The 17,637-nt window shown below is 38.9% G+C and carries 22 protein-coding genes; 9 read left to right on the top strand and 13 right to left on the bottom strand.

Features of this window, described 5'->3' with window-relative positions; translation table 11 throughout:
- Positions 1 to 33: 33 nt before the first annotated feature.
- From H0185_RS00450 to H0185_RS00475, 6 genes are all read right to left on the bottom strand, one after another.
- Positions 34 to 252 carry a spore germination protein gene (locus tag H0185_RS00450; protein WP_221870121.1) on the bottom strand — a complete coding sequence of 73 codons (219 nt, stop codon included), beginning with the start codon at positions 250 to 252 and terminating at the stop codon, positions 34 to 36.
- A 61-nt stretch (positions 253 to 313) separates the two neighbouring features.
- Complete coding sequence (locus tag H0185_RS00455; RefSeq protein ID WP_221870123.1) at positions 314 to 685, bottom strand: spore germination protein GerPE; 372 nt, start codon at positions 683 to 685, stop codon at positions 314 to 316.
- A gap of 2 nt (positions 686 to 687) precedes the next feature.
- Positions 688 to 876, bottom strand: a complete 189-nt coding sequence (locus tag H0185_RS00460) for a spore gernimation protein GerPD (RefSeq protein WP_221870125.1) — start codon at positions 874 to 876, stop codon at positions 688 to 690.
- Entirely contained in the window at positions 873 to 1,487 is a 615-nt protein-coding gene (gerPC, locus tag H0185_RS00465) for a spore germination protein GerPC (RefSeq protein WP_343223053.1), read from the bottom strand. The genes H0185_RS00460 and gerPC overlap by 4 nt, the downstream gene beginning before the upstream one ends.
- Positions 1,488 to 1,717: 230 nt before the next feature.
- Positions 1,718 to 1,948, bottom strand: coding sequence for a spore germination protein GerPB (locus H0185_RS00470; protein ID WP_221870127.1), 231 nt, complete (start codon positions 1,946 to 1,948; stop codon positions 1,718 to 1,720).
- Between the two features lie 15 nt (positions 1,949 to 1,963).
- Positions 1,964 to 2,185, bottom strand: a complete 222-nt coding sequence (locus tag H0185_RS00475) for a spore germination protein (protein WP_221870129.1) — start codon at positions 2,183 to 2,185, stop codon at positions 1,964 to 1,966.
- 171 nt (positions 2,186 to 2,356) lie between these two features.
- On the opposite strand from H0185_RS00475, the gene H0185_RS00480 reads away from it, so the two are divergent.
- The 4 genes from H0185_RS00480 to H0185_RS00495 all read left to right on the top strand — a co-directional run bounded on the left by H0185_RS00480 (position 2,357) and on the right by H0185_RS00495 (position 7,094).
- Positions 2,357 to 3,949, top strand: coding sequence for a long-chain-fatty-acid--CoA ligase (locus H0185_RS00480; RefSeq protein ID WP_221870131.1), 1,593 nt, complete (start codon positions 2,357 to 2,359; stop codon positions 3,947 to 3,949).
- A gap of 66 nt (positions 3,950 to 4,015) precedes the next feature.
- Entirely contained in the window at positions 4,016 to 4,912 is an 897-nt protein-coding gene (locus H0185_RS00485; RefSeq protein WP_221870132.1) for a fumarylacetoacetate hydrolase family protein, read from the top strand.
- Positions 4,913 to 5,039: 127 nt separating this feature from the next.
- Positions 5,040 to 5,396, top strand: a complete 357-nt coding sequence (locus H0185_RS00490) for a YisL family protein (RefSeq protein ID WP_221870134.1) — start codon at positions 5,040 to 5,042, stop codon at positions 5,394 to 5,396.
- A 114-nt stretch (positions 5,397 to 5,510) separates the two neighbouring features.
- Positions 5,511 to 7,094 carry a putative bifunctional diguanylate cyclase/phosphodiesterase gene (locus H0185_RS00495; protein WP_221870135.1) on the top strand — a complete coding sequence of 528 codons (1,584 nt, stop codon included), beginning with the start codon at positions 5,511 to 5,513 and terminating at the stop codon, positions 7,092 to 7,094.
- Between the two features lie 43 nt (positions 7,095 to 7,137).
- On the opposite strand, the gene H0185_RS00500 is transcribed toward H0185_RS00495, so the two are convergent.
- Complete coding sequence (locus H0185_RS00500; protein ID WP_221870297.1) at positions 7,138 to 7,698, bottom strand: DUF2777 domain-containing protein; 561 nt, start codon at positions 7,696 to 7,698, stop codon at positions 7,138 to 7,140.
- A 351-nt stretch (positions 7,699 to 8,049) separates the two neighbouring features.
- Here H0185_RS00500 and asnB point away from each other — a divergent pair, with 351 nt between their 5' ends.
- Both asnB and H0185_RS00510 read left to right on the top strand, forming a co-directional pair.
- Entirely contained in the window at positions 8,050 to 9,897 is a 1,848-nt protein-coding gene (gene asnB / locus H0185_RS00505; RefSeq protein ID WP_221870137.1) for an asparagine synthase (glutamine-hydrolyzing), read from the top strand.
- Between the two features lie 171 nt (positions 9,898 to 10,068).
- Positions 10,069 to 11,610 carry an alpha-amylase family glycosyl hydrolase gene (locus H0185_RS00510; protein WP_221870139.1) on the top strand — a complete coding sequence of 514 codons (1,542 nt, stop codon included), beginning with the start codon at positions 10,069 to 10,071 and terminating at the stop codon, positions 11,608 to 11,610.
- A 51-nt stretch (positions 11,611 to 11,661) separates the two neighbouring features.
- Here the strand turns inward: H0185_RS00510 and H0185_RS00515 are convergent, their stop codons facing one another.
- On the bottom strand, positions 11,662 to 12,528 hold the full coding sequence (locus H0185_RS00515; RefSeq protein WP_221870141.1) for an SDR family oxidoreductase: 867 nt from the start codon (positions 12,526 to 12,528) through the stop codon (positions 11,662 to 11,664).
- A 128-nt stretch (positions 12,529 to 12,656) separates the two neighbouring features.
- On the bottom strand, positions 12,657 to 13,148 hold the full coding sequence (locus H0185_RS00520; protein ID WP_221870142.1) for a YajQ family cyclic di-GMP-binding protein: 492 nt from the start codon (positions 13,146 to 13,148) through the stop codon (positions 12,657 to 12,659).
- A gap of 114 nt (positions 13,149 to 13,262) precedes the next feature.
- Here H0185_RS00520 and H0185_RS00525 point away from each other — a divergent pair, with 114 nt between their 5' ends.
- Positions 13,263 to 14,126: a CvfB family protein gene (locus H0185_RS00525; RefSeq protein ID WP_221870144.1), complete on the top strand. Its 864-nt coding sequence runs from the start codon at positions 13,263 to 13,265 to the stop codon at positions 14,124 to 14,126.
- 80 nt (positions 14,127 to 14,206) lie between these two features.
- On the opposite strand, the gene H0185_RS00530 is transcribed toward H0185_RS00525, so the two are convergent.
- Positions 14,207 to 14,338 carry a DUF3941 domain-containing protein gene (locus tag H0185_RS00530; protein ID WP_221870146.1) on the bottom strand — a complete coding sequence of 44 codons (132 nt, stop codon included), beginning with the start codon at positions 14,336 to 14,338 and terminating at the stop codon, positions 14,207 to 14,209.
- A gap of 95 nt (positions 14,339 to 14,433) precedes the next feature.
- Entirely contained in the window at positions 14,434 to 15,294 is an 861-nt protein-coding gene (locus tag H0185_RS00535; protein ID WP_221870148.1) for a DegV family protein, read from the bottom strand.
- A gap of 217 nt (positions 15,295 to 15,511) precedes the next feature.
- Here H0185_RS00535 and H0185_RS00540 point away from each other — a divergent pair, with 217 nt between their 5' ends.
- Together H0185_RS00540 and H0185_RS00545 are read left to right on the top strand one after the other, a co-directional pair.
- Positions 15,512 to 16,354, top strand: coding sequence for a YitT family protein (locus H0185_RS00540; RefSeq protein ID WP_221870150.1), 843 nt, complete (start codon positions 15,512 to 15,514; stop codon positions 16,352 to 16,354).
- A 45-nt stretch (positions 16,355 to 16,399) separates the two neighbouring features.
- Positions 16,400 to 17,152: a BsuPI-related putative proteinase inhibitor gene (locus H0185_RS00545; RefSeq protein ID WP_221870152.1), complete on the top strand. Its 753-nt coding sequence runs from the start codon at positions 16,400 to 16,402 to the stop codon at positions 17,150 to 17,152.
- A gap of 114 nt (positions 17,153 to 17,266) precedes the next feature.
- Here the strand turns inward: H0185_RS00545 and H0185_RS00550 are convergent, their stop codons facing one another.
- Together H0185_RS00550 and H0185_RS00555 are read right to left on the bottom strand one after the other, a co-directional pair.
- Positions 17,267 to 17,452: a DUF3813 domain-containing protein gene (locus H0185_RS00550; RefSeq protein WP_221870154.1), complete on the bottom strand. Its 186-nt coding sequence runs from the start codon at positions 17,450 to 17,452 to the stop codon at positions 17,267 to 17,269.
- A gap of 2 nt (positions 17,453 to 17,454) precedes the next feature.
- A complete protein-coding gene (locus tag H0185_RS00555) occupies positions 17,455 to 17,607 on the bottom strand; it encodes a hypothetical protein (protein WP_221870156.1) in 153 nt (50 codons plus the stop codon).
- Positions 17,608 to 17,637: the final 30 nt, after the last annotated feature.

The raw sequence follows: 17,637 nt of genomic DNA on the forward strand, positions 1-17,637 counted from the left end.
TTTTATCAGGTGCTTCACTTCTTTTGTAAGCAATTAATTATTCCCAATATTTGGCTGGTCAATTAGATTACTATCGACGACATTACTAGCGTTTAGGCCATTATTTGCTACAATAAAACCGCCAGTGTTTCCGGCACCTTGCCCTGAGTTCGTTTTAGAATTGCTTTTAGGTGAAATAAAAAGGGAGTCACCGAACTGGACTGTTCCCCCTCCCACGTTGACAATTTGTACAGGACCAATGATCGCTGGCATTTGAAAAACACCCTTCTTTAATTAGGCTCTTAGTACATTATGCAAAACTGGGTGAATTTGTTTATTTTTTTGGAGACAACTGACGAATATGTTTGACTCGTGTTTCCAAGGTAACATGGTTGGTGTTTCCTAAATGTACAATGGATGAAGAAGAAACCCCGATAATATCAATATTCCCCACTTTAATAAATGGATTGATGTTCTGGCGAGACATATTGATTGTTTCCGAGATGGGAATCAGTGGGAGTGGCTCAGAAAAAATTGGGTAATTAGCAAAATTTCCTTCATTATCAAAGAATAGCTCTACCTCTCTTTGCACGGCTATAGCCCGAGAAAATCCCTGGATTAAGTTTGAATCTCCAATTTGGAAGACAGATGCTATCGCAAGACTATCCATTTCTACATTGTTAACTGATGCGGTGCGTTGCAACATACCTACCTAGACCCCGACTCCGGAGCAAGTGGAACAAATGGGCCGATAATCAGTGACTCTGGTGGAGTATCAAAAGTCGAAGCTAGTTGAATGGTCTCGGCATCACCTACGAGGAAAAGCGATGAACTGGCTACAGCACTAACTTTTATGGCGCCTACCGAAATATCTCTGTTATAGACATGAAAGTTCATTTGTTTCCTCCCCCTGTTTGTTTGTGGACTTGCTCTAAAAATAAGTAAACTCCTTGCTGAATTTCCTTTTTCATATTCTCAACAACTATTTGTTTTGTATGTTCGTCAGTTTCTCTTTCTCCATCTTTTAAATTGCTCAGATGGGTTTGCACCCGGTTTGGAAGTTGCTTAAGAATATCTTCTCTTATGAATTGATAATAAGCGTCATCAATAGTCATCTGGAGTTTGTCTTTAGTTTCTTGATAAATCTCTGGAAGTTGACTTTCTAGGTAATCCCTTACCTCATTTTCAATTTCCATGCTTCGTTTAAATAGTTTTTTGGGCGAAGAGTTATTTGGGGTTTGGATGTTTTTGTTGTCCACTGTAAAATCAGTGATACCTTCCAAATCGGAAGGGTTTAAGCCAATATTTAAAGTACCATCAAGAGTCTCTACCTTTAATTGGTCGAATTTATATTCGATGTTTCCCACTTGGACAGGTGGCCTAGCTTTTAAGTTCGCTACCTCTTGTTGTAACTCAGTTACACTACTTTCTAATTTCTTTATCTTTTTTGCTTGAGATTCAATGAAGATGTGTAGTTCTTTCATATATTGATAGAATTCAGCATTCACAAGCACTCACCTCAATACTTAATTAGTTGGAGTGCTCCAGGCATTACGCCTCTGGCCAGGGCACCTCCGCTTTTCAATTTTTCTAGCTCCAGCGCCCTAGCGGCTAGTGTCCTTCGCTCTCCGCCGCAACGATTGCGTCAAGCACGAATGCGCTACCGCTCTTCGTGTTTCCTATATCTCGGTTGGAGTGCTCCAGGCCATACGCCGCTGAACAGGGCGCTTCCGCTTTTCTATGTTGCGGTAGGTGATTGGAGTGGTACGACAGGTGCTGGTGGCGATCCCTCTTGAGTTGCCACACTACCGGCCTGTGGAGCTGGTCCTGTAAAGCCTCCGGTATTATAAAGATAAGAGGCTGGTTTGATGATTCCAGCGCTCCCTATTTGCAAGACGGAAGAATTGCTTATTCCATCAATACGAAGCATATTTATATTAATTGATTGTTGAATGTAGTAATTGGCCATCTTCTCACCTGCTTATCATGCATTAAAATAATTCCCTTGATCAACACCGTCTTGGTCAAACGTGTTGGTTGAGCTCCTGTTATTATAAAGGGTTATAGCATCCCCCGTATTAAATGAACCTGCTCCCGAAAATGTTTTTGCCGTAGAAACAGGCATAATTTTATAAGCATCTCCAATATTAAAAACGCCACTACTTCCAATTGAAATGACCTGAACTGCTCCAACAATTGCTGGCATACGACAACACCCTTATGCAAATATATTTCTTTTATATCCTATGTCGCTTCCAAGTTGGTGTGATTAAAATGCCTATTTTAAAAGAAATGAATACTAAATCATCGATTAATATGTTACTATATTATTAGAATTTTCTGTATTAAAGCGCTACCAATAAGGGAGGGGTTTAGAATGGATGTTCCGTTGATCTTAACACAATTTTTAGATCGTGCCGTTTCACTTTATGGAGAGAAGAAAGCCATTATTTGTGACAACAGGGTGTTTACATACCAGGAACTTAATGCCAGAGTTAACTGTCTTTCGGATGGTCTTAGAGATTTGGGCGTTAAGAAGGGGGATCGTGTTGCTTATCTAGCTCCTAATACAGTTGAAATGCTCGAAGGATTTTACGGTGTATTTCAGCTGGGAGCGATTATGGTTCCATTAAATATTCGGTTAAAACCAGATGACTATTTATTTATCCTGAATCACAGCGAATCGAAAATTTTATTTGTAGATCAGGAATTGTATCATCTGATAAGCCCGATTAAAGACAAATTGAAGCATGTTGAAAAAATCATTGTTCATTATCATGATGGAAACTGTGGTGAAATCGACTATGATAAATGGTTAAGCAGTCATTCCCCTAGTCGCTTTAATCGTGAAGATATAAATGAACAGGATGTTTGTAGTCTCCTATACACTAGTGGGACAACAGGAAATCCAAAAGGGGTCATGCTTACTCATCGGAACAACTATCTACATGCTTTAAGTTCGATGCACCATTTACGCGTTTCTGATGAGGATGTGTTAGTCCATGTCTTACCTATGTTTCATGTGAATGGTTGGGGCTCACCATTCTATTACACTGCTAATGGGGCGACACAGGTTTGTTTAAGAAAGGCATCACCAGAAGCGATATTTAACGCTATTGAAACACAGGGAGTGACCATTATGCACATGGCACCAACTGTATTGAATTCTCTTCTTCAATACTATGAGAAAAATGTCCCTGAGTTCAGCCAAAATATTCGCGTAGTCATTGCAGGCTCAGCACCGCCTCCAGCTTTCGTAACAAGAGTTGAGAAAGAGCTTGGGTGGGAATTCATCCAAGTATATGGGATGACTGAATCCTCGCCGCTAAGTTTGGTTTCAACCATTAGATCTCATTTAAAAGATTTGCCATTAAATGAGCAGTATCGCATGAAGGCGAAAGCTGGTATTCAAATGATTGGGTCGGAAGTAAAGGTCCTGAATGAGTTAGGAACTGAGGTCGCTCATAATGGGAAAGAAATCGGTGAAGTTGTCGTTAGAAGCAATGGGGTCATGAAGGGCTATTGGAAAAATGATGAAGCTACAATGCAGGCCATACAGGCGGGGTGGCTTCATACTGGGGATATGGCTAATGTTGATGAATTCGGCAATATTGAAATTGTAGATCGAAAAAAAGACGTCATTATTTCAGGTGGGGAGAATATCTCTTCTATTGAGGTAGAAGGGGCTTTATATGAACATCCTTCTGTTCTAGAAGCAGCTGTTATTGCTGTCCCTCATGAAAAATGGGGAGAAACCCCTCATGCTTATGTAGTCGTAAGAGAAGGAAAGACTGTGACGGAACAAGAGTTGATTCAATTCTCAAGAGAAAAACTTGCCCATTTCAAGGCGATTACTGGTGTTACGTTTGTGAACGAGCTTCCAAAAACGGCTTCAGGAAAGATACAAAAAGTACAGCTTCGGAATGAATACTGGGAATCGGTTGGGAAATCAGGAAGGTTTGTAAACTAGAAAACAAGCTTCTCTTGAAGCTTGTTTTTAATTTGTCATAATCCAACGGGAGGAGTCGATATTTTTATGAAATTCGTAACGGCAAAAGATGTGAATGGAATATTTGTAGGTTTACTGGATGAAACGGAGGAGAATGTGCTTCCTTTATCACTGGCTGAACAAAAGCTTTTCGGTACAAACAACTGCCCGGAAAGTCTGGTTAGCGGTATCTCATCAGGAGCACGATTTATTGATTATGTACAAACTGTGTTGAATGCCGCACCAGAGGATCTATATATTCCTTTACATTCTGTAGAGCTACTTGCTCCTATTCCAAGACCTAGCAAGAATATCTTTTGTGTAGGAAAAAACTATGTGGACCATGCACTTGAACTTGGTGGAAGCAAAGACGATATTCCTGAAGATATTTTAGTGTTTACAAAAGCTCCTACAACTGTAACGGGTCATGGAAAAATGGTTCCATTACATAGTGAAGTGACGGACAGTCTTGATTATGAAGGAGAACTTGCGATTGTCATAGGTAAACAAGGAAAAGGGATAAAAAAAGAAGAGGCCCTTGACCATATTTTCGGCTATACCATCATCAATGATATTACTGCAAGGGATTTACAGTTTAAGCATAAGCAATACTTTATTGGGAAAAGTTTAGATGAATCTTGTCCAATCGGTCCATGCATTGTGCAGGCGTCAGCAGTTGCAAATCCAAATCAGTTGGATATTGTCACTAAGGTAAATGGGGAAGTCAGACAGTCCTCAAATACAGAGCATTTTATCTTCTCAGTAGAAACAATTATCTCAGAATTATCCAAGGGAATGACCCTAGAGCCGGGAGATATTATCTCAACCGGTACACCAGCAGGAGTAGGGTCAGGATATAAGCCCCCACGCTTCTTACAAGCTGGAGATAAAGTGGAAATCACGATTGAAGGAATCGGCACATTAGAAAATACCATCGGTGAATGATGGGAGGATCATGGTAGATTCATGTTCATTGTGAGACAAAATGTGGCTCTACTAACATATTTTTAGGCTTTTCCTGCCTTCTGTGATATGATAATGAAGAATTTTTATATATAGGAGGCAACTTTCTATGGTACATGCTCATATGACCACATGGTTTTTAGCCCTTATTTTGTTTTTTGTTGCATTAGGGTTACACAAAAGTGGAAAAGAAAAAGGCTTCAAAGTGTTAAAGATGATTTTAAGAGTCTTATACATTTTGATTCTTGCTACCGGTTTGGGCCTAATCTTCAGCCTAACTACTATTAGTTTCCTTTATATTGTAAAAGTGGCAGTTGGCCTATGGGTCATTGCTATGATTGAAATGATTTTAGGACGTACAGCTAAAGGGGCACCTACAAAGGGGTTATGGATTCAATTCATTATTGCGCTATTGCTTGTCCTTTATCTAGGGTTCTCTCTGCCCCTTGGAACGGATTTATTTTAATATCACAAAAAGAAACGCTGCTACTTACTTGTCAGCGTTTCTTTTTTTTTATATAGGCTAATTACTTCGATGAAAATATGGTAATTTAAGAGATAGGGATATTGGGGAAATTACATGAAAATGGAGATTATCATGGCGAAGACATTTTCTTGCGTATATGAGCATGATGTACAGTTGGAATCTTTTCTAAAAGAGCATGGTTTGATGGATGTCCCCAACCTTTTAATCCAAATCTCCTCTAGAAATGAATGTCATAATCTAACTGTAACTAAATTACTAAACCAACACTTTCCTTCAGCTATCATCATCCAAATGGAACCTGAAGGGGGAAATCTGCCAAAGAGTATTGTTGAAGAAAAGACACTTCTTTCCTTTACGTTGTTAGACGAGAAAATCTTTAAGTTTGCCTACTATGATTTAGAAACAGGATTAGCAAACAAAATAAAGTTCGCGGAACATCTTAAACAATTAATAGGATTAGCTACTCCTAAAAGTCAGTTTGTGTTTGCATTATTGATTATCGATGTGGATCAGTTTAAGTATATTATTGAGAGTCTAGGCTATGCCGCGGGCGATTTTATTCTTAAACAACTGGCATTAAGATTGAAAAGGAATATTCCAAAAGAGTCCTATCTGGGTAGGTTTACGGGAGATAAATTTTCTCTGCTGATTACAACTATCACCAATCCTCACGAGGTGCTGAAATTGGCAACAATCATCCTGGAGCGAATGGCTGACCCCTTCGTATATGGAGATCAAGAGGTTATGCTTACGGCTAGTATCGGAATAAGCATTTACCCTAAGGATGGACTTGATGAACACTCTCTATTAAGAAATGCAGATACAGCAATGAATAAATCCAAGCAACTTGGTGGCAACAAAATTACCTTCTATGAAGCTGAAATGAAAAGGAAAATCTTATCACGATTTGAACTTGAAAATTCCTTGCGGAAGGCACTGAAGAGAAATGAGTTTTTCCTCTGTTATCAGCCATTAATGGATTTAGAAACTGGTCATATTAATGCTAATGAGGCGCTTCTCCGTTGGAACCATCCCCAACTAGGACTAGTGTCACCAGCTGAGTTCATTCCTCTAGCTGAAGAAATAGGTCTGATTGATGAAATTGGCTTATGGGTTTTGAATGAAGCCTGCCGACAGACGAAGAAATGGCAACAAAAGGGGATGCGCCATCTAGGTGTATCGGTAAATGTATCTGGAAAACAACTACAAAACCCTGCATTTTTTCAGGAAGTTCGATTAGCCATTAAACAATCAAGATTAAATTCTACCTACTTAACCCTCGAACTTACGGAAAGTGCGATGATCCAAAAGCTGAATACTAGTATAAGATTGTTGAAAGCGCTACAAAAAACAGGGGTAAGAATTTCAATCGATGACTTTGGCACTGGCTATTCGTCCTTAAGCTATCTTCGTAGGCTTCCAATTAACTCACTGAAGATTGACCGTTCCTTTATAAAAAATATCCAGGCAATCCCTACAGATAAGGCCATAGTAAAAGCAATAATTACAATGGGTGAGGGGCTTGAAGTGGATATTATTGCTGAGGGAGTAGAGACAAGGGAGCAAGCAGATATTCTTCGGGATCTGCGATGTGATTACGCGCAGGGCTACTTCATCCAAAAACCTCTTGTTTCGCAAGAATTTGAAGTGTTTGCTAATCGGGAGATTTATATCTAACCAGAAAGCAAAAGAAAGAGCCATCTTAGGCTCTTTCTTAGCATCAAGAAATTTTCTCAATGACAGTCCGTTTTCCACTGTTAAGCGTGAATTCGAAGCGATCATTTCGCGTTGTTCCATAGTCGAAGTGATGCTGAATGCTGCAAATTTCCTCTTCGTTATCAAAAATTAAAAAATTAACTCCTCCAGCTGATTCATTTGTATTTAAAAAGTTCAGATGGTTATAGCAGTAAATACAATCATGTATCGAAAATTGGAGGGAGTTAAGCGTCGTTAAAAAGTAAAAAAAAGCTTCATCTTGTAGTTCATCTAACAGCCTTTCGAGAGAATAAATCAATTGCTTTCTAATCCTTATGGTTTCACGGTCTTTAAGTTCAAAAATTTCTTTGCCACACTGAATTCGGGCACCTTCTATCAAAAACCCTTTGTTCCATACTTTGCTTCGCAAAACATCTATTTCCTGATGAAGATAATGGTCAAGCAGGGAAGCTTCTTCGGTTTCTTCATCAAAAAAAACCCACTGTTGGTTGATAAACTCAATAGTACCGGTTTCATAAGCTCGTTGTTGCTTTTCAATTAGCTTTAATCTCTGTTGTTGGTTCATCATTGTCCTCCGTATTTAGCTATTCACCATCCTTTCTAGACAGTTTTATTAAAAAATATAACCATTGTGAAGAATTATCTCGTCTATTTTGAAGCTCATTTTTCAAACTTTTCTTCTCTTGATACAAAAGTGCTAAATGAAGCCTTGTTTCACTATTAGGTAGCCTTTTAATAATGGGTAAAGAACCTTCTTTACGAAAACAGTCATTTTGGATGTCTCCATTTGATTCAGGGAGAAGCGGGCCTTACAGTTTCACAGAGATTGTATGGACGTTAACCATATAGTAGCTTCTTGCATACTATTAACCATAGCCCAAATTTTGATGTTCCGCTACGAAAGGATGGATGCTAGATGTGTGGAATAACAGGATGGATCGATTATAGGAAAAATTTAAGAAATGAGCAGAAGACGATAACGAAGATGGCGGAATCTTTAGCTCAAAGGGGGCCGGACGATACGAATGTTTGGCTTGATACCCACGTTGCTTTTGGGCATAAACGTCTAGTGGTGGTTGACCCAGAAGGTGGAAAGCAACCGATGACCCGATTGAAAGGCGATCAGCGTTTTACCATTTGTTACAACGGTGAGCTTTATAATACAGAAGATCTACGAAAAACGCTTTCATTAATAGGATATTCCTTTAAGGGTCATTCTGATACAGAAGTTTTATTAACTGCATATATGGAATGGAAAGAAAATTGTGTTGAATACTTAAATGGGATATTTGCATTCGCGGTTTGGGATGAAACAGAGGAGAAATTATTTATTGGAAGGGATCGTTTAGGTGTAAAACCGTTATTCTATACTGAAACAACGGGCGGTCTTTTATTTGGATCCGAGTTAAAGGCAATCCTCGCGAATCCAGGAATCCGAGCTGAGGTTAATCGAGAGGGGTTAAGTGAATTATTTGGACTTGGACCGTCACGAACACCTGGAAGTGGCGTATTTAAAGGCATTAAAGAACTTCGCCCCGCTCATTCGCTGACATTTTCTAAAGATGGATTAAAGATTTGGAGGTATTGGAACGTTAAGAGTGAAGCTCACCAGGATAACCTCGAGGAAACCGCTGAAAAAGTTCGCTTTCTGTTTACAGATGCAGTAAAAAGGCAGCTTGTGTCTGATGTGCCTCTAACTACATTCTTATCCGGTGGCTTAGATTCGAGTGCAATAACGGCTATTGCCGCTAATGAATATGCAAAAGACGGAAAAGGGAAGCTCCATACGTATTCAGTAGATTATGAGGGAAATGATGAGCACTTTAAGGCTAATGAATTCCAACCAAACTCTGACGGAGCTTTTATCAAGAAAATGTCTGATGCTTTTAATACGGTCCATCATAACTGTGTCATCTCCCAGCAGGACCTTGCAGATTATCTTGTAGATGCCGTACATTATCGTGACTTACCTGGAATGGCGGATATTGATTCTTCGCTGTTATGGTTTTGTAAGGAAATTAAGAAGGATTTTACGGTGGGATTGTCCGGCGAATGTGCGGATGAAATCTTTGGCGGCTACCCATGGTTCCGCCGTGAAGAGGATCTTAACCGCCCAGGTTTTCCATGGATGAGATCGGTAGAAGCTAGACAAGGTCTGCTTAGGAGCGAGTGGCAGAAAAAGCTCAACCTCAAAGAATATATGATGGAAAAATACAATGAAACCATTGCTGAGGTGCCAAGTCTCCAAGGAGAATCAAGGGAGGAAGCTCGTAGGCGAGAACTGTTTTATTTGAATATCATTTGGTTTATGACGACCTTGCTTGACCGTAAGGACCGGATGAGTATGGGAGCTAGCCTTGAGGTACGTGTTCCATTCGCTGACCATCGCCTAGTAGAGTATGTATGGAACATTCCATGGGAGATGAAGATGCATGGAGACAGAGAAAAAGGGATCCTTCGTAAAGCTTTAGAAGGGCTCTTACCAAATGAAATTTTATATAGGAAAAAAAGTCCTTATCCTAAAACCCACAATCCAATTTATACTGACGCCGTTAAAAACATGTTAACAGGTTATTTGGAAGACTCTAATAGTGCATTGCATGAATTCTTTGAGCGAGATCAATTAAAAGAAATGATCGAAACAAATGGGTCTAGCTTCAAGGCACCTTGGTTTGGTCAGTTGATGACTGGACCACAGCTGCTCGCCCATATTGCTCAAATTCATATCTGGTTTAAAGATTATAATGTTAATATAGTGGATTAATGACTATACCCCCCGTAAACATTACGGGGTTTTTTAATATGAGTATTTATAATAGGTTATTTTGTTTTATGTAGAGATCTTATTTGACGTCTTAGGGGACAAGGGATACTCTAATATAGGGTAGATGTAAGTACTCGTTTTTTTGCCTGAAATTTTAGAGGAGGAAGCAGGATGAAAAAGATTATTCTTGTTTTCATGACCATGTCCTTACTTTTATTTTATGCCTTTCCTGCAGCAGCAGTGGAAAATGAAGAGCGTAAGTGGCAGGATGAAACAATTTACTCCATTTTGGTTGACCGCTTTAATAATGGTGATAATACCAATGATTATGAAGTAAACACAAAAGATTCACAGGCCTATCATGGTGGGGATTTTGAAGGAATCATCAAACAGTTGGATTACATAAAGGATATGGGGTTTACCACTATCCTATTATCCCCTGTCTTTGATAACGTGAGCAAAGGTTACCATGGATACTGGACCCATGATTTTACCAAGCCAGAAGAGCATTTTGGAACAATGGAAACATTCAAGAGATTGGTAGATGAAGTTCATAATCGCGATATGAAGATAATGCTTGATATAGTCGTCAATCAAGTAGGTCCGAATCACCCGTGGTTAAGTGATTCATCAAAATCGGATTGGTTTCAAAAAGAAACTGACATCAAGAATGGCGATAATCAGGAAGAGTTTGGGGATTCTTGGTTAAAGGGTTTACCAGAGTTAAATCATGAAAATCGAGAAGTTAGGCAATATCTTTTAGATGCAGCTAAATGGTGGATTGTAGAAGGAAAGATTGATGGTTATCGAGTGAACCATGTCCATCAAGTACCTGCCGACTTTTTGAAGGAATTTTCTGAAGAAGTCAAAGGTGTGAAAGAAGATGTTTATCTACTCGGAGAAGTAAGGTCTAATGATTTTACATCCATCGTAGAGTATGAAGATTTAGGGCTGGATGGGTTTCTTGATTATCCATCGAATGAACCTTTAAGAGCAGCATTTGCACAGCCTGATCAGTCAATGGCTGGATTATTTTCAGCCCTTGAAGAAAAGGAGAATCTTTTTCAAAACCCTGCTTTAGTTACGAAATTTATGGATAACCATGATACGTCGAGATTTACAAGGGATACCGTTGTTTTAAATGAACACCCAGGAGCAAGGTGGAAGATGGCGTTAACTTATTTATACACCACACCAGGAATCCCTATCGTTTTCTATGGAAGTGAGATTGCGCTAGATGGAGGAGAAACTCCAGAGAATTTTGGGCAAATGAACTTTCTGACTGATAAGGAGTTAGTTGATTATCTTACACAATTAGGAGAGGTACGTGAGAAAAATCTTTCACTTGCTAGAGGATCATTTGAATTATTGCATGAGCAAGATGGAATGGCTGTTTTTAAACGGGAATATGAAGATGAAATTTCAGTGATTGCCATAAATAATACCTCTGGAACCAAAAATGTAAGTATTCCTGCTGAGGATTTAAAGGATGACATGGAATTACGTGGTCTGCTTGCGGGCGATTTAGTTCGAAGTAACGAGGGTGCGTACAATCTAGTACTGGATAGAGAGGAAGCAGAGATTTATGTACTTTCTGAAAAAGCAGGGATAAACATCGCCTATCTAACTGCGATGTTGGTTGTTGTAGTTTTATTTATACTATTTATCATCCTACTAAAGAAAAGGGCTAATAGAGGAACAACCAACTCCTAATGACAAACGGTTGGACTAAATGCATAAGGCATTTGGTCCAACCGTTTTCTTTTAACCGTTAACGATTGTACCTCCATTAACGTGGATGGTTTGGCCACTTACGTAGGTAGAATCATCACTCGCCAAATACACATAGGCAGGAGCAAGCTCAAATGGTTGTCCAGCTCTTCCTAATGGTGTAGTTGAGCCAAAGCTTGCAACCTGATCCGCCGAAAAAGTTGAAGGAATTAATGGTGTCCATATTGGTCCTGGGGCCACGCTATTCACACGGATTTCCTGTTTCGCTAGTGACATTGCTAAAGACCTAGTAAACGAAACAATCGCCCCTTTGGTCGAAGAATAATCAATTAACTGCTCATTTCCCTTATAGGCTGTAATGGAGGATGTATTGATAATCGAACTTCCTTTTTTGAAATGAGGCAAAGCGGCTTTCGTTAAATAAAACATTGAAAAAATATTTGTGCGGAAGGTCTTTTCAAGCTGGTCCGCGGAGATATCTAAGATACTCTTCTGAGGATGTTGTTCTGCCGCATTATTAACAAGGATGTCAAGTTTGCCAAGTTCTTTCACCGTTTGATTCACGCAGTCTGTACTGAAGCTTTCATTGCCAATGTCTCCAGGAATGAGAAGGCATTTTTGACCTTCTTGCTCAATCAATTGTTTGGTATCCATGGCATCTTCGTTTTCTTCCAAATAAACAATGGCAATATCGGCGCCTTCTTTAGCAAAGTAAATGGCGACTGCTTTCCCGATTCCGCTGTCACCACCGGTAATGAGCGCAACTTTGTTTTTTAATTTTCCTGACCCTGTATAGTTTGGATCAACAGAAATAGGGTCTGGATGCATCGCATCTTCAGTACCAGGTGGGTGGTTTTGATGTTGGGGAGGAAATTCATTGTTGTTTTGTTTATTAGCCATATTGTCACTCCTTATTAAGTGGTCATTTTACTAATGTTCATTAAAAGAGGGAGGAAAAAACGTGGTAATATATGAAAAAAACAGCCCGACTTGGACTGTTTCATAGGTTGGTTAGATTTGTTAGTCAATTAACGGTAGTTCATGAACTGTACGTCAACAGTCAGATCTGCTTCTTTGACTAAGGAAATAATCTTTTGTAGATCATCTCTACTTTTTCCAGTGACTCGAACCTGGTCATCTTGGACTTGGCTTTTGACTTTTACCCCACTGTTTTTAATAATCGCAGTAATTTTTTTGGCATTTTCCTTATCGATACCTGATACGAGTTTCGCTCTTTGTCTAACGGTACCACCTGAAGCGCCTTCAATTTTCCCATAATCAAGATTTTTTACAGGAACTCCACGTTTGATTAACTTTCCAAGCAAGACATCTTTTAGTTGCTCAAGTTTGTACTCATCGTCTGAAATCAGTACGAGTTCTTCCTTATCAAGGCTTATGTCACTTTTGCTGCCTTTAAAATCATAGCGTGTACTAATTTCTTTCATAGCAATATTAATTGCATTTGTGACTTCAGATAGGTCAACTTTGGATACAATATCAAATGAACTCTCTTTAGACATTACTTACTCAACCTCCGAAAACATTTTTCATTCTGGCTTTATTATAGTAAACTTAATCAGTTCAAACAACTTTTCCGAATAATACTATTTACATACAGGTACAGGAGGATGATTATGACTCTACAAGAAAATACAGGTCGTATAGTAGAATTAACGGTGGCGCGTATCGCAGATTTTGGCTACTTTTTAACAGATGGAGAAGAAGATGTTCTACTTCATCATAATGATAATGATACAAATCGTGAATTCAAGGAAGAAGAACGGGTTGAGGTTTTTTTATATGTTGATTCGAGAGGGAGACTTGCAGCAACTACGATGAAGCCACATGTTACAGTTGGGGAGTATGCCTGGGTATCTGTCGTGGATGTGAAACAAGATACGGGTGTATTTTTAGATATAGGGATTAACAAGGACGTCTTACTAGGAAAAGATGATCTGCCTGTGTTGGAGTCCGTTTGGCCTCAAAAGGGAGATATGCTCTATATAACCTTGCGAGTGAACCGAAGTTTTCTTATCTATGCACGAATGGCCAGCGATCAAGTGATTCAGGAAATTTCTCATTCTGCTACTAGAAGTGACTTTAATAAAAATGTCCATGGGCATATTTATCGAACTGCGAGAGTTGGTAGTTGGATGATTACAGCTGAAGGGTTTAAAGGGTTTATCCATGAATCGCAAAGAAGTAAAGAACCAAGGGTCGGGGAAAAAGTGGAAGGAAGAATTATTGATGTAAAAGAAGATGGAACCGTAAATATCTCTCTTTTACCAAGGAAACAAGAGGCACTTGACGAAGATGCTACCAAAATCCTAGAGTATCTAGATTCACGAAATGGTGCAATGCCATATGGTGATAAAAGTATGGCTGAGGATATAAATGTGCGATTTGGTATGAGCAAGTCTTCTTTCAAGAGAGCATTAGGCCGATTGATGAGGGATGGAAAGGTCTACCAGGAGGAAGGTTGGACATATAAAAAATAAGCAAACAAGCGGCCTCGAACGTGGCCGCTTGTTTTTTAGACAAATCCTTCATTGATGTTGCTATCTGTAGGGACTATTTCTTATAAATGATCAGTCTTTTTTGAGTACTGATGTTTACCTGCTTTACGATTTTTTTCAGCTAACATATTTTTTTCATGGCGGAGGGCATTGTGGTCTTGCGCTTTTTTATCGTTATCTGAAGTATGGGGCATAATGTATCTCCTTCCATTTTGTATTCTAGATTAGCTTGTCATTTTTATATAAGAAGTATTCAAAAAGGGCCTACCAAAAGGTGGCCCTAAACAATTTATGATGGCAATTTATTTAAGAAAAAGAATGCTGTAGTTCCTGGACCAGTATGAGAACCAATCGCTGCTCCTACGGACGTAATGATAACCTCTCTAGGATGAAATTCTTGCATGAATTTTTCTTTCATTTCATTTGCGGTGGTTAAATCATCGGCATGACTTATGCCGATTACTTGGGACTCAAAATTGGTTCCTCTTTCCTTCATCACTTCAATGATCCGGTTAAGAAGCTTCTTTTTGCCACGTATTTTCTCAATTGGCACAAGTTTTCCGTTCTCAACATTTAAGAGTGGTTTAATATTGAGCAGTCCGCCCAGAAATGCAGACGCTTTTGAAAGACGTCCACCCTTTGCAAGATAATCTAAATCCTCAACTGTAAATAAATGCTCCATGTGGCTACTTCTGAATTTTACATCTTGAATGATTTCTTCCTTTGAAGCATTGTTTTTTGCCAGACGGGCAGCTTCCATCACACATAAGCCAACCCCAAGGGATGCGCATTTTGTATCAATGATCGTTAAATCCAGATCTGGATATTCTTCTTTTACTTGATCATGAATCATAACAGCGGTTTGATAGGTACCGGATAATTCTGATGTAAACGCTATGTAGATCCCTTGTTGCTTATTTTTTGCTAGTTCAACAAAAGCGTTTCTAAATTCCAATTGGGAAGGTTGTGATGTTTTTGGATGATTCCCCGCACGTATACTATCATAAACTTCAATTGGTTTAATGGTTCTTAAATCTTCAAATTCATCTTCATCTATAAGTACTTTCAATGGGATTAAAGCCACATTGTTTTCTTTGTAGAACTCTAGCGGCAAGTCACAAGCGCTATCTGCTAATATTTTCACTTCCATAAGAATTCACCTTCTTACTAACTTATTTTCTGATTCAAACGACAGACCTTCACCATCTTGTCCTTGGATTAACAACAGATGGACTCTCGCTTTATGCTTTTAGTTTAATGGTTAAATTTGAAAAAAACAATTATAAGTACTGATATTAGACAAAATAGGGGAAACCTAACATAAAGCGAACTGTCCTTATAAGGACTTAGAGGTTAGGAGGATAGAAATGATCTGGTTACATACTAAAAAGCTCTTTATTGTCCTTATCGGAGCACTTTTAAATGCAATGGCAATGAACTTCTTTTTAATCCCCGCCAATGTTTATGCCAGTGGGTTTACAGGAATTGCCCAATTATTGTCTAGCATTTTACATGAATTTACTCCATTTGAACTTTCAACAGGTATTTTGCTCTTTCTCTTAAATGTTCCTGTTATTATTCTTGGTTGGAAAAAGGTAGGCAGATCCTTTACAATCTATAGCTTTATTTCTGTATTGCTCTCAACACTTTTTCTTGAACTGTTGCCTATTATTCACGTTTCACAAGATATTCTTTTAAATGCTGTGTTTGGCGGAGTGATTGCGGCGGTTGGGGTAGGGTTGACATTGAAGTGGGGGGCCTCGACGGGAGGAATGGATATAGTTGCAATGATTCTTTCAAGGACAAATGATCGTCCAGTCGGCACCTATTTTTTTACTTTAAACAGCATCATAATCATTACTGCTGGTTTTATATATGGATGGGAAAAAGCTTTGTATACATTGGTTCAACTTTATGTATCGACTCGTGTGATAGACGCAATTCATACAAGACATGAGAAATTAACCGCAATGATTGTGACAAAGAAGGCAAATGAACTTAAGAAAGCTATTCACAGTAAATTAACGAGAGGAATTACGATGGTCCCGGCAAAGGGGGGCTACACAGAAGAAGAGAAAGATATGATGTTTATTGTCATAACCCGTTATGAGTTATTTGATTTACAAAGAGTCATCAATGATGTTGATCCACATGCTTTTACGAATATCGTTGAAACCTCTGGGATATTAGGGTTTTTTCGAAAGGACTAAGTTGGCAGATTCTATCATAGTATAAAAAGGAATTGAGGTGAAATCATGAAGAATCATTCTCTTATTTTTATTCTTATTTTACTAGTATTAATTCCAATAACAGCCGCTCATGGAGAAGAAAAGCTAAATACTGAAGGGGTAATCTTCTATATGGATGCAATCGCAACTGCAGAGAATATTACTTTTGAGCTTGTGCTAAGAAATGATACGAAAACTCCAATAAGTTTAGAATTTCCAAGTTCGCAAATTTATGAAATCATGGTTCATAATCAGGAGAATCAACAGAAGTATCAATTCTCTAAAGGGAAATCTTTTGCACAAGCAATTAAAACGATCAACCTTCAACCAGGGAAAGAAATATCTTGGCAAGAGACATGGAAGGATCATGGTTTATCCGATGGAGAGTACCAAGTATCTGCAGGACTTAAGGCGGTTAGAATTAACCATGTGGCATCCGAACCGCTGTCAACAACAAGAACGGTAACAGTTCCAGCTGAGAACCCTGTATTTAAAAAGATAGAGGTCAGTGGGGAAAATGGCTCCTATCGAGTACAAGGTCAAGCAAAACCGAAGAATGGGACATTTTACTATACAGTCGAAGATGGGCATCATCAACAAATTCAAGAAACGAAAAAAGTCGTCTCGAAAGATACATCCGAATGGAACACATTTGTACTTGAATTAAAAATACCAGATGATCATTTACCACAGAACGGTACGTTAATTTTGAATCTATATGAACGAGAAAACGAAAAGATTGTTCATAATTATTCAGTTGTCTTGGAGAAGTTTTACTAAAGATTATTACTATTCCACGTAACTGGAGTGAGTTCCATAAATGGACCTTAACAATCCTATTTAACATCGTAGAAGAAAAAAGCTGACACATGAAAGTGTCAGCCTTTTTCTTCTTTATTGTCCTTTAAGATTATCTAGCTCGTCTTGATATTGGTGCAGCTGTTCTTTTTCAGCAAGGGTGGAGTTGGCAAAAGCTGAAGAAAGGGCATTCTCAGCGCGATGGATTGCTTCTTGATTGGAACCATCGTTTTGTGCCATTGCTACAGCCTTCTTCGCTTCCTTAAAGAGGCGATTCCCCATAATTAAATCCCTCCCACGGAACTATCGTGGTTATTGGACATCTTCCTTGCCTCAGCTTCAGCGTAAGTGGTATGGTACGGGATGCGCTCGTCATGCTTAGAGACGGTGTCTACTCCTTGCTTGACAAATCGTTTAGATTTACTCGATCTTCCCATTGTTTACCCCTCCATTCAATATCTGAGCAA

Origin of the sequence: Mesobacillus maritimus, from assembly GCF_019749255.1 — a bacterium.
GTDB classification, from domain to species: Bacteria; Bacillota; Bacilli; order Bacillales; family Cytobacillaceae; genus Mesobacillus_B; species Mesobacillus_B maritimus_A.

Bases quoted from the DNA above. Each gene is read 5' to 3' on its own strand.
- H0185_RS00545 (WP_221870152.1), top strand. From the start codon at position 16,400: ATGAAGAATCATTCTCTTATTTTTATTCTTATTTTACTAGTATTAATT.
- H0185_RS00480 (WP_221870131.1), top strand. From the start codon at position 2,357: ATGGATGTTCCGTTGATCTTAACACAATTTTTAGATCGTGCCGTTTCA.
- H0185_RS00455 (WP_221870123.1), bottom strand. From the start codon at position 685: ATGTTGCAACGCACCGCATCAGTTAACAATGTAGAAATGGATAGTCTT.
- H0185_RS00540 (WP_221870150.1), top strand. From the start codon at position 15,512: ATGATCTGGTTACATACTAAAAAGCTCTTTATTGTCCTTATCGGAGCA.
- H0185_RS00500 (WP_221870297.1), bottom strand. From the start codon at position 7,698: ATGAACCAACAACAGAGATTAAAGCTAATTGAAAAGCAACAACGAGCT.
- H0185_RS00550 (WP_221870154.1), bottom strand. From the start codon at position 17,452: ATGGGGAATCGCCTCTTTAAGGAAGCGAAGAAGGCTGTAGCAATGGCA.
- H0185_RS00555 (WP_221870156.1), bottom strand. From the start codon at position 17,607: ATGGGAAGATCGAGTAAATCTAAACGATTTGTCAAGCAAGGAGTAGAC.
- H0185_RS00535 (WP_221870148.1), bottom strand. From the start codon at position 15,294: ATGGAAGTGAAAATATTAGCAGATAGCGCTTGTGACTTGCCGCTAGAG.
- H0185_RS00485 (WP_221870132.1), top strand. From the start codon at position 4,016: ATGAAATTCGTAACGGCAAAAGATGTGAATGGAATATTTGTAGGTTTA.
- H0185_RS00495 (WP_221870135.1), top strand. From the start codon at position 5,511: ATGAAAATGGAGATTATCATGGCGAAGACATTTTCTTGCGTATATGAG.
- asnB (WP_221870137.1), top strand. From the start codon at position 8,050: ATGTGTGGAATAACAGGATGGATCGATTATAGGAAAAATTTAAGAAAT.
- H0185_RS00475 (WP_221870129.1), bottom strand. From the start codon at position 2,185: ATGCCAGCAATTGTTGGAGCAGTTCAGGTCATTTCAATTGGAAGTAGT.
- H0185_RS00470 (WP_221870127.1), bottom strand. From the start codon at position 1,948: ATGGCCAATTACTACATTCAACAATCAATTAATATAAATATGCTTCGT.
- H0185_RS00510 (WP_221870139.1), top strand. From the start codon at position 10,069: ATGAAAAAGATTATTCTTGTTTTCATGACCATGTCCTTACTTTTATTT.
- H0185_RS00490 (WP_221870134.1), top strand. From the start codon at position 5,040: ATGGTACATGCTCATATGACCACATGGTTTTTAGCCCTTATTTTGTTT.
- H0185_RS00520 (WP_221870142.1), bottom strand. From the start codon at position 13,148: ATGTCTAAAGAGAGTTCATTTGATATTGTATCCAAAGTTGACCTATCT.
- H0185_RS00450 (WP_221870121.1), bottom strand. From the start codon at position 252: ATGCCAGCGATCATTGGTCCTGTACAAATTGTCAACGTGGGAGGGGGA.
- H0185_RS00515 (WP_221870141.1), bottom strand. From the start codon at position 12,528: ATGGCTAATAAACAAAACAACAATGAATTTCCTCCCCAACATCAAAAC.
- H0185_RS00460 (WP_221870125.1), bottom strand. From the start codon at position 876: ATGAACTTTCATGTCTATAACAGAGATATTTCGGTAGGCGCCATAAAA.
- H0185_RS00525 (WP_221870144.1), top strand. From the start codon at position 13,263: ATGACTCTACAAGAAAATACAGGTCGTATAGTAGAATTAACGGTGGCG.
- H0185_RS00530 (WP_221870146.1), bottom strand. From the start codon at position 14,338: ATGCCCCATACTTCAGATAACGATAAAAAAGCGCAAGACCACAATGCC.